This window comes from Actinomadura sp. GC306 (genome assembly GCF_004348665.1).
In the GTDB taxonomy this organism is placed as follows: Bacteria; Actinomycetota; Actinomycetes; order Streptosporangiales; family Streptosporangiaceae; genus Spirillospora.
In genome coordinates, this window is sequence record NZ_SMKM01000034.1 from 25,528 (window position 1) to 34,924 (window position 9,397).

Below are 9,397 nucleotides of genomic sequence, written 5' to 3' on the forward strand. Positions count from 1 at the left end.
CCCTGCCTTGACTGGGCGGCATGAATGCGTCCCCACCGCCGGCGCGCCCGAGGACCCGCCGGATCCGACTGCTCCTCGCCGTCGCGCTGCTGCTCGTCCCGGCCGCCGTCGCCGCGGCTCTCGGCCACCGGTCGCAGGATGCGTCCTCGCCCCCGCCCGAACCCTTGTGGTCCTCGCTGCCGGCCTCGCCCTCGTCCTCCTCGCCCGCACCGCCCTCCTCCGCATCGCCCTCCTCCGCACCGGCCTCGGAAGCACCGCCCGAGCGACCGGGTGCGGTCGGTGAGGCCGATGGCGTCGTCCCTTACGGCGTGACGGTCTTCAACGACGCGGTTCCGGCCGTGACCAACCTCGATCCACACCTTCTCGACGCCCTCCGCCGGGCGGCGGCCGATGCCGCCGGCGACGGGATCGAGTTTTACGTCAACAGCGGCTGGCGCTCCGCCGAGTACCAGGAGCGGCTGTTCCGCCGGGCGGTCTCCGAGCACGGGTCCGAAGCCGCCGCCGCCCGCTGGGTGGCCACCGCGGACACGTCCCTCCACGTGGCGGGAGAGGCCGCCGACATTGGGCACTCCGATGCCACGTCGTGGCTGTCCGAGCATGGTGCCCGGTACGGGCTGTGCCAGATTTACCGGAACGAGCCCTGGCACTACGAGCTGCGCACCGAGGCAATTCATCGCGGCTGCCCGCGCATGTACGCCGATCCCACGCAAGACCCGAGGATGCGCCGGTGACCGGCGGCGACTTCCAGCCGGAACCGTGGAGGCGCGGCCTGGTCCTCGCGGCACTGGCCCTGCTGCTGGGCCTGTTCGTCTCGCTGCACGCGGCGATCCCGAACCGGATCGGGAACCTCGGCAGCCTGGTGGAGACCTTCCTGCCATGGTCCGGTCTGCTCGTCCCGGTGCTGCTGGCCGGGGCGCTGTGGCGCCGCTCCGCCTCCGCGACGGCCGCGCTGCTGGTGCCGGTCGTGGCCTGGCTGAACCTCTTCGGCGGGCTGCTCACCGACAAGTCCGACCCAGGCGCCGACCTCACCGTGGTCGGTAACAACGTCGGCGCCGACAACCCCGATCCGGCCGGAACCGCCCGCGAGCTGGCCGCCTCCGGGGCGGACGTGCTGGCCCTGCAAGAGCTGACCGATCAGGCCGAGGGCACGTACGAGAGGGAACTGGCCGAGGCGTACCCGCACCACGCGGTCCAGGGCACGGTCGGGCTGTGGAGCCGGCTCCCGCTGTCGGACGTCCGGCCGATCGACATCCAGATGGACTACGGGCCGGCGGCGGCCACCAGGTCGGCCGACGTCAAGATGAGCTACAACCGCGCTCTGCGCGCCACGGTGACCACGGAGCACGGGCCGCTCGCGGTGTACGTGGCCCACCTGGGGTCCGCCCGCGTGAACCCCAGGGCGGGATTCTGGACGACCCACCGCGACAGAGGCGCGAAGGCCCTCGGCAAGGCCATCGCCGCGGAGCGGAACGAGCGGGTGGTGCTGCTCGGCGACCTGAACGGCGTCATGGACGACCGCGCGTTCGCGGGCATCACCGCGCACCTGCGCTCGGCCCATGACGAGGCCGGACACGGCTTCGACTTCACGTGGCCGGCACGGTTCCCGCTGGTGCGGATCGACCATGTCCTGGTCCGGGGCGTGAAACCGCGAACCGCATGGGTGCTGCCGCCCACCGCCAGCGACCACCGTCCGGTGGCGGCCGGTATCGCCTGGTGACGGCGGGGGGTGTGAAAGCCGTGGAAGGCGGCTTGAGCGTGCCGGAGCGGAGCCGGTTGGATGCAAAGTGAAAGCGCTTTCTAGTCCTAGTCGAGGTGAGTGCCGTGATAATCCGCTTCGTGCTGGCGCGTCGCTGGTGCGTCGCTAGCGCGCCCGGACCGCCCCGGACGAACTCGAACCTTTATTGGTGTTGACCGAACCAGCGGGCGAGGTGGACGTCCAGGTCCCGCTGGTCGTCGCCGATCCAGGCGACGTGGCCGTCCGGACGGAGCAGGACGCACGGCACGTCCAGCGCCGCGCTGGGGTCTGCGAGGTGATCGACCCGGTCTGACCAGACGCCGGCGGTCAGGCGTCCGGTGCGGTCCAGCAGCAGGCCCCGGCCGCGGTGCAGCAGCCCGTACAGGCTGCCCCGCCGCAGCTCAATATCGCGCAGGCGGCGACCGAGCAGATCGGGGCCGTCGCCGAAGTCGTAGCGGACGCCGATCGCGGTGATCTTCTCGGTCAGATGGCGGTTCACCACATCGAAGTCCATCAGTTCGGTGAGCAGCCTGCGGACTGCCTGCGGACCCGGTTCGGCGGACGTCAGTTCCGTCTGCGCGCGGGTGTTGTCGAGCACGTCCGCGGCGACGGGACGGCGTTCGGCCTCGTAGGTGTCCAGGAGCGCTTCCGGTGCCCAGCCGCGAACCTGCGCGGCGAGTTTCCAGCCGAGATTGAACGCGTCCTGAACACCCAGGTTGAGGCCCTGGCCGCCGATCGGCGGGTGGATGTGCGCCGCATCGCCGGCCAGCAGCACCCGCCCGGCCCGATAACGCTCGGCCAGCCGGGTGGCGTCCCCGAAACGGGACATCCAGCGTGGCGAGTGCACGCCGAAATCGGTTCCGGCGACGGCGCGCAACCGCCGCCGGAAATCCTCCAGGGTGGGCGGCCGGCCGCGGTCGCCGACTCCCTCGGCGGGAACGACGACGCTGTACACCCCCTCCCCGAAGGGCCTGAGCCAGAACCGGCTGCGGGTCCCGCCGGCCTGGGCCACCCTGGCGGCGATCTCCTCCTGCGAAACGCCCACTTCCATTTCGCCCATCAGCGTCTCGTTCCGCGCGGGCTCGCCGGGGAATCCGACGCCGAGCAGTTTCCGCACGGTACTGCGGGCGCCGTCGCAGCCGACCAGGTAGCGCGAGCGCAGCCGTTCCCCGTCGTCCAGTTCGACGGTCACGCCCTCGTCGTCCTGCACGAAGCCCGCCACCGCGCAGCCGTGCCTGACCTGCGCGCCCCGCTCGATCGCGTGTTCTTCGAGCAGTCGTACGAGCACCCGCTGCGGGATGCCCAGCAGATAGGCGTGCGCGGAATCCAGGCCGGCCGGCGCGGGCTTGTTGATGGCGGCGAAGAATCCGGCGGCCGGACGCCGTCTTCCGTGCGGAAGGATCCGCTCCAGCAGCCCGCGCATGTCCATCAGTTCGAGACTGCGAATGTGCAGCCCGACGATGCGGCTGAACGGCACGGGCTCGGTTTCCTTTTCAAGGACGAGTACCCGCACATCGTGCAGCCGCAGTTCGGCCGCCAGTACCGCGCCGGTGGGCCCGCCCCCGGCGATGATGACGTCGTACATGGTGGTGCCTTTCGAGAGTGCCCTGTTGTCGGGGCGCTCCCGGCGACACCTACCTCAATCGCCGACCGTGACGGGAAGGGGGAGCACCCACTTCGCTGCAACGTTCATGGGTCTCACCTCCTCAAGCGATGTCACGTCGGCTGCAACCTACAAGCCCACAAATCCTCCGTCCAACCCTTTTCCACACGAGGCCGGTCGAGAGCACGGCGCCGCCGCCGGACCCTCGGCGGGTCCGGCGGCGGGCGGGGGCGGGTCCTCAGCCGGCGAACGTGAACCAGTTGAGGTTGACGAAGTCGGCCGGCTGGCCGCTGCTGAAGGTGACGTAGACGGTGTGGGTGCCGGTCACCCCGGAGATGTTGGCGGGTATCGTCCGCCAGCTCTGCCAGCCGCCGGTGTTGCCGACGGCGAAGCTGCCGAGCACCTGGCCCGTCGGGCTGCCCAGCCGGACCTGCACCAGGCCGCTCACCCCGGCCGGCGCGCCCGAGGCGACCCTCGCCTTGAACTGCGTCGCCGGGCTGCCGCCGAAGTCGACGTTGTCGTAGCGGAGCCAATCGCCGTTGCTGATGTAGGCGACGTTCTGGCCGCCCCCGGAGTCGGTCGTCGTCTCAAGCCGCGTGCCCGACTCGGCCTGGCGGCTCTCCGCCTGGATGGTCGAGCGGGCGTCGACGCCGTCGCCCGGCTGCGGCTCGCCGCCGGAGTCGCCGCTCTGCCAGACCGCGACGTAGTCGACGAGCATGGGGCGTCCCGACACGGTGTCGGCGGTGGGGGTGCCGTGCCCGGCGACGCCGTTGGGGAACGCGCCGCCCATGGCCACGTTGAGCAGCAGGAAGTAGCCCGCGTGCTCGGTCATGTTCGCCCACGTGGTGGCGTCGAGCTGGTTCTGGCTGACGCTGTGGTACTGCTGGCCGTCCACGTACCAGCGGAGCTGGTTGGGGCTGACGCTGCGGTCCCACTCGAAGCGGTAGGTGTGCATCGCCGACTGGCAGGACGCCCCCGGGCAGGTGCGGCTCGCGCCGATCCCGGTGCTCTCGTTGCACGCCCCGCCGGGGGCGGTGCCGCAGTGCAGGACGCCCCAGACCGAGTTGATCCCGTTGACGTTCTCCATGATGTCGAACTCGCCGATGCCCGGCCAGTTGTGGTAATTGCCCCGGTACGGGGAGCCGAGGGCCCAGAACGCCGGCCAGTAGCCGAGGGCCTGGGCGCCGGTGACGTTCGGCACCTGGAGGCGTCCCTCGATGCGCAGGACGCGTCCGGCGGCGGGCTTGAAGTCGGTGCGCCGGGTCTCGATGCGGGCCGACGTCCACTCGCCCGAGGACGACTTGAGCGGGGTGATCCGCAGGTTGCCGCCGCCGTCCAGCGCGATGTTGGCGGGGTCGGCGGTGTAGCGCTGGATCTCGCCGGTGCCCCAGTTCGCGGGGCCGCCCGGGTAGCTGTGGCCGGTGTCGATGATCCAGTTCGCGGACGAGGGGAGCGCGCCGGCCGCGCCGTCGAAGTCGTCGCTCCAGACCAGGCTCCAGCCGTCCGGGGGCGGCGGGACGGACGCGCCGGCCGCCGGGGACAGCGCGGCGGTAGCGACCGCCGCCGGCAGCACGGCGGCGGCCACGGCGAGCGCGCACCTGCGCCGGCGGCGGGGGCGTCTCAGTTGCGTCATGGCGGGGGCCTCCCAGAGTTGGGGTGGAGCAGGCGCGGGGGTGCCTGCCCTCTGGTTGGGGCCAATGTCGTCCGTCGGCGCGCACCCGTCAAGGGCTAAGAGAGCGCTCTCTCGAGCCTCTTCGGCCCGACCTGGCCCCTGAACAGGTGTTTCATCAACACAAAGTTCCAGAAATAACAGCTCTGAGAGTCGCTCTCTTGACAGTCTCGGCACGTGGAGCCATCCTCTGCGAGAGCGCTCTCTCAGCCGGACCCGGTGCCCCCCACTCCACCTCCGAGGACAGCCATGCGCAGATCTCACCGCCGTCTCGCCTCCGGCCTCGTGTCCGCCGCCCTGCTGGCGTTCGGCCTCTCCGCCTGCGGGAACGCGGGCTCCGACGCCGGCGGCGACGGCACGGTCACGCTGACCGTCGACACCTTCAGCACCTTCGGCTACGAGGAGCTGTTCAAGCAGTACGAAACCGCCAACCCCGGGATCAAGATCAAGCACCGCAACGTGGTGCAGCTCGACGAGTACCTGCCCCGCCTGCAGCAGTGGATCGCCGCGGGCAGCGGCGCCGGGGACGTCGTCGCCATCGAGGAGGGCATCCTCACCCGGTTCATGGCCGAGCCCGGCAAGTTCGTGAACCTGCTCGACCACGGGGCGGGCGAGCTCAAGGGCGACTTCCTCGACTGGAAGTGGAAGCAGGCGCTCAGCCCGGACGGCAAGTACCTGGTCGGCCTCGGCACCGACATCGGCGGCCTCGCCATGTGCTACCGCACCGACCTGTTCGACAAGGCCGGGCTGCCGACCGACCGCGACGAGGTCGGCAAGCTCTGGCCGACATGGGACGCCTACATCGAGACCGGCCGCAAGTACGCCGCCGAGGTGCGGGACGCCAAGTTCGTCGACGGCTCGGTGAACCTCTTCAACACGATCCTCGCCCAGACCGCGAGCCAGAGCACCGGCCACACGTTCTTCGACCCCTCCGGCAAGCTCGTGGCCGGCACCAACCCCCCGGTCCGGAACGCGTGGGACACCACCCTGAAGATCCAGCAGGCCGGGCTGTCGGCGGGGCTGAAGTCGTTCGAGCCGAGCTGGGGCTCCGGCTTCAAGCAGGCGAAGTTCGCCACCATCGCGTGCCCGTCCTGGATGCTCGGCGTCATCAAGGAGAACGCCGGCGCGGAGGCGGCCGGCAAGTGGGACGTCGCGACGATCCCGGGCGGCTCGGGCAGCCGCGGCGGCTCCTTCCTGGCGGTGCCCAAGCAGAGCAAGCACGCCGAGGAAGCCGCCGAGCTGGTCAAGTACCTCACCAGCGTGCAGAGCCAGATCGCCGCGTTCAAGGCCCGCAACAACCTGCCGTCGTCCCCGCAGGCGCTGGACGACCCCGCGGTGACCTCGTTCAAGAACGAGTACTTCAACGACGCGCCGGTCGGCAAGATCTACGGCAGCGGCGCCAAGGCGATCAAGCCGCTCTACCTGGGCGCCGCCAGTAACCCGGTGCAGCAGCGCTTCGAAGACGCGCTGCTCGCCCTTGAGCAGGACAGGCTGAAGCCCGACGCCGCCTGGCAGAAGGCCCTCGAAGACGCCGAACGCGAGGCTCGATGACGGTCTCCATCGGCTCCCGCGCGGGAACCCGGGCGGCGGTCTCGCCGCCCGGGGCCCCGCCCCCGCGCCGCGGGACGCGCACCCTGCTCGCCAGGTGGGACGTGAAGTTCTCGCCCTACCTGTTCGTCTCCCCGTACTTCCTGCTGTTCTTCCTCTTCGGGCTCTTCCCGATGGGCTACACGGTCTGGGTGGCCCTGCACGACTGGGAGCTGCTCGGCACCCGCGAGTTCGTCGGCCTGGAGAACTTCCGGCTCGTGCTGGCCGACCCGCAGTTCTGGAACTCGGTCCGCAACACCCTCGCGATGTTCGTCATCGCCACCGTCCCGCAGCTCCTGCTCGCGCTGGTGCTGGCGAACGCGCTCAACCAGCGGATGCGCGGGCGGACCCTGGTGCGGATGGGCGTGCTCGTCCCGATGGTCACCTCCATCGCGGCGGTGGCCATCGTCTTCGGCCAGCTGTTCAGCCGCGACTTCGGCATGGTCAACTGGGTGCTCGGCTGGTTCGGGGTAGAGCAGCTCGACTGGACCGCGCGGCGCTGGACGTCCTGGCTGGCGATCTCGGTGATGGTCGACTGGCGGTGGACGGGCTACAACGCGCTGATCTACCTGGCCGCGATGCAGTCCGTCCCGCGCGACCTGTACGAGGCCGCGGCGATCGACGGCGCCTCCCGGGCCCGCCAGTTCTGGACGATCACCCTGCCGATGCTGCGGCCGACCATCATCTTCACCGCGATCGTCTCCACGATCGGCGGGTTCCAGCTGTTCACCGAGCCGCTGCTGTTCGGCAACGGCGACATGGCCGGGGGATCGCTGCGGCAGTTCCAGACGGTCACCATGTACATGTTCGAGAACGCGTTCCGGCGGTTCGACTACGGCTACGCGTCCGCCGTCTCCTGGATGCTCTTCATGCTCATCCTGCTCGGCTCCCTCCTCAACTTCCTGTGGCTGCGGCGCATGGGAGGGACCAGATGATGATCCAGCGGACGCCCGGCAGGCCCCGGGCGCGGCGCGGCGGCGCCGTCGCGGGGCTGTGGGACGCCGGCCCCCTCACCCGGATCACGCTGCTGGCGACGATCGCGCTGTCGGTGTTCCCGCTCTACTGGATGCTCGTCGTCGCGACCCGCACCAACGACGTCGTCGGCTCGACGCCGCCGCCGCTCGTCCCGGGCGGCGAGCTGGGCCGCAACCTGTCCCGGCTGTTCGGCAACGAGCAGGCCCACTTCACCCTCGGGCTGGTGAACTCCGCCGTCGCCGCGACGACGGTCACGATCTCGACGCTGGTGTTCGCCTCGCTCGCCGGGTTCGCCTTCGCGAAGCTGCCCTTCCGCGGCCGGGGCGCGCTGCTGCTGGTCATGCTCGCGACGATGATGGTGCCGGTGCAGATGGGCATCATCCCGCTGTACATGCTGATGGCCGAGATCGGCTGGACGGGCAAGCTGCAGGCCGTCATCGTGCCGTTCCTCGTCACCGGGTTCGGCGTGTTCATGATGCGGCAGTACACGATGCAGGCCATTCCGGACGAGCTCATCGAGGCCGCCCGCATCGACGGCTGCTCGACGTTCCGCATCTACTGGAACGTCGTGCTGCCCGTCCTGCGCCCCGCGATGGCCGTCCTCGGCCTGTTCACCTTCATGCAGACCTGGAACGAGTTCATCTGGCCGCTGGCCGTGCTCAACCCCGACAACCCCACCGTCCAGTACTCCCTCAACCTGCTGAACGGCGCCTACTACACCGACTACTCGCTGATGTTCACCGGGACCGCGGTCGCGACGCTGCCGCTGCTCGCCGTCTTCGTGCTGTTCGGACGGCAGATCATCAGCGGAATCATGGACGGCGCCCTCAAGGCATGACGGGCCTGCCGCGCATGACGAGCCACCCCCGCCCCCCATCACCGGAGAGACCAGCCAGAACGATGACGGCCACCACGCTCCAGACCGACGACCGGCCCCTCACCTTCCCGCCCGGTTTCGTCTGGGGCGCCGCCACCGCGGCGTACCAGATCGAGGGCGCGGCCCGCGACGACGGGCGCGGCCCCTCGATCTGGGACACCTTCAGCCGCGTCCCGGGCAAGGTCGCGGGCGGCGACACCGGCGACGTGGCATGCGACCACTACCACCGGTTCCGCGACGACATCGCCCTGATGGCCGGGCTCGGGCTGAACGCCTACCGCTTCTCGGTGGCCTGGCCTCGGGTGCAGCCCGACGGCGCCGGCCGGGTCAACCCCCGCGGCCTCGGCTTCTACGACCGGCTCGTCGACGAGCTGCTCCAGGCCGGGATCACGCCGTACGCCACCCTCTACCACTGGGACCTGCCGCAGGCGCTGGAGGACCGCGGCGGCTGGACGTCCCGCGACACCGCGCTGCGCTTCGCCGACTACGCCGGCATCGTGCACGACCGCCTCGCCGACCGCGTCGCCACGTGGACGACGGTCAACGAGCCGTGGGTGGCCGCCTACCTCGGCTACGGCGCGGGCATCCACGCTCCCGGCCGCACGAGCGCCGCCGACGCCTTCCGCGCCGCGCACCACCTGCTCGTCGCGCACGGCCTGGCCGCGCGGCGGCTGCGGGACGGCGGAGCCACCCAGATCTCACTGACCCTCAACCTCGCCCCGGTCATCGCCCGCGGCACCGCGGAGCCGGACGCGGCCGCCGCCGACCTTGTGGACGCGATGCTGAACCGCCAGTTTCTCGACCCCGTGCTGCGCGGCGCGTACGCCGAGCCGGTGCTGGCGGTCGCGGCCCGCAACGGCGGGCTCGACCACGTCCGCGGCGACGACCTGGCCGTGATCGCCGAGCCGATCGACTCGCTCGGCATCAACTACTACAACCCGACCTACGTGG

The 9,397-nt window shown here is 70.7% G+C and carries 8 protein-coding genes; 6 read left to right on the forward strand and 2 right to left on the reverse strand.

Annotation, left to right across the window (positions count from 1 at the left end; translation table 11 throughout):
• Positions 1 to 308 precede the first annotated feature (308 nt).
• Both E1200_RS34320 and E1200_RS07990 read left to right on the forward strand, forming a co-directional pair.
• Positions 309 to 731, forward strand: coding sequence for a D-alanyl-D-alanine carboxypeptidase family protein (locus E1200_RS34320; protein WP_207933234.1), 423 nt, complete (start codon positions 309 to 311; stop codon positions 729 to 731).
• Positions 728 to 1,717 carry an endonuclease/exonuclease/phosphatase family protein gene (locus E1200_RS07990; RefSeq protein ID WP_243708406.1) on the forward strand — a complete coding sequence of 330 codons (990 nt, stop codon included), beginning with the start codon at positions 728 to 730 and terminating at the stop codon, positions 1,715 to 1,717. The genes E1200_RS34320 and E1200_RS07990 overlap by 4 nt, the downstream gene beginning before the upstream one ends.
• 181 nt (positions 1,718 to 1,898) lie before the next feature.
• On the opposite strand, the gene rox is transcribed toward E1200_RS07990, so the two are convergent.
• Both rox and E1200_RS08000 read right to left on the reverse strand, forming a co-directional pair.
• On the reverse strand, positions 1,899 to 3,320 hold the full coding sequence (gene rox / locus E1200_RS07995) for a rifampin monooxygenase (protein WP_131951166.1): 1,422 nt from the start codon (positions 3,318 to 3,320) through the stop codon (positions 1,899 to 1,901).
• Between the two features lie 256 nt (positions 3,321 to 3,576).
• On the reverse strand, positions 3,577 to 4,971 hold the full coding sequence (locus E1200_RS08000) for a glycoside hydrolase family 16 protein (RefSeq protein ID WP_131951167.1): 1,395 nt from the start codon (positions 4,969 to 4,971) through the stop codon (positions 3,577 to 3,579).
• 285 nt (positions 4,972 to 5,256) lie between these two features.
• Between E1200_RS08000 and E1200_RS08005 the strand changes: the two genes are divergently transcribed.
• The 4 genes from E1200_RS08005 to E1200_RS08020 all read left to right on the forward strand — a co-directional run.
• Complete coding sequence (locus E1200_RS08005) at positions 5,257 to 6,558, forward strand: extracellular solute-binding protein (protein ID WP_131951168.1); 1,302 nt, start codon at positions 5,257 to 5,259, stop codon at positions 6,556 to 6,558.
• Positions 6,555 to 7,529 (forward strand): sugar ABC transporter permease, encoded by a 975-nt coding sequence (locus E1200_RS08010; RefSeq protein WP_131951169.1) that lies wholly within the window; start codon positions 6,555 to 6,557, stop codon positions 7,527 to 7,529. Before E1200_RS08005 ends, E1200_RS08010 begins: the two co-directional genes overlap by 4 nt.
• On the forward strand, positions 7,526 to 8,407 hold the full coding sequence (locus E1200_RS08015; RefSeq protein ID WP_243708407.1) for a carbohydrate ABC transporter permease: 882 nt from the start codon (positions 7,526 to 7,528) through the stop codon (positions 8,405 to 8,407). The genes E1200_RS08010 and E1200_RS08015 overlap by 4 nt, the downstream gene beginning before the upstream one ends.
• 62 nt (positions 8,408 to 8,469) lie before the next feature.
• On the forward strand, positions 8,470 to 9,397 hold a 928-nt coding region (locus E1200_RS08020), incomplete at its 3' end, for a family 1 glycosylhydrolase (protein ID WP_131951170.1).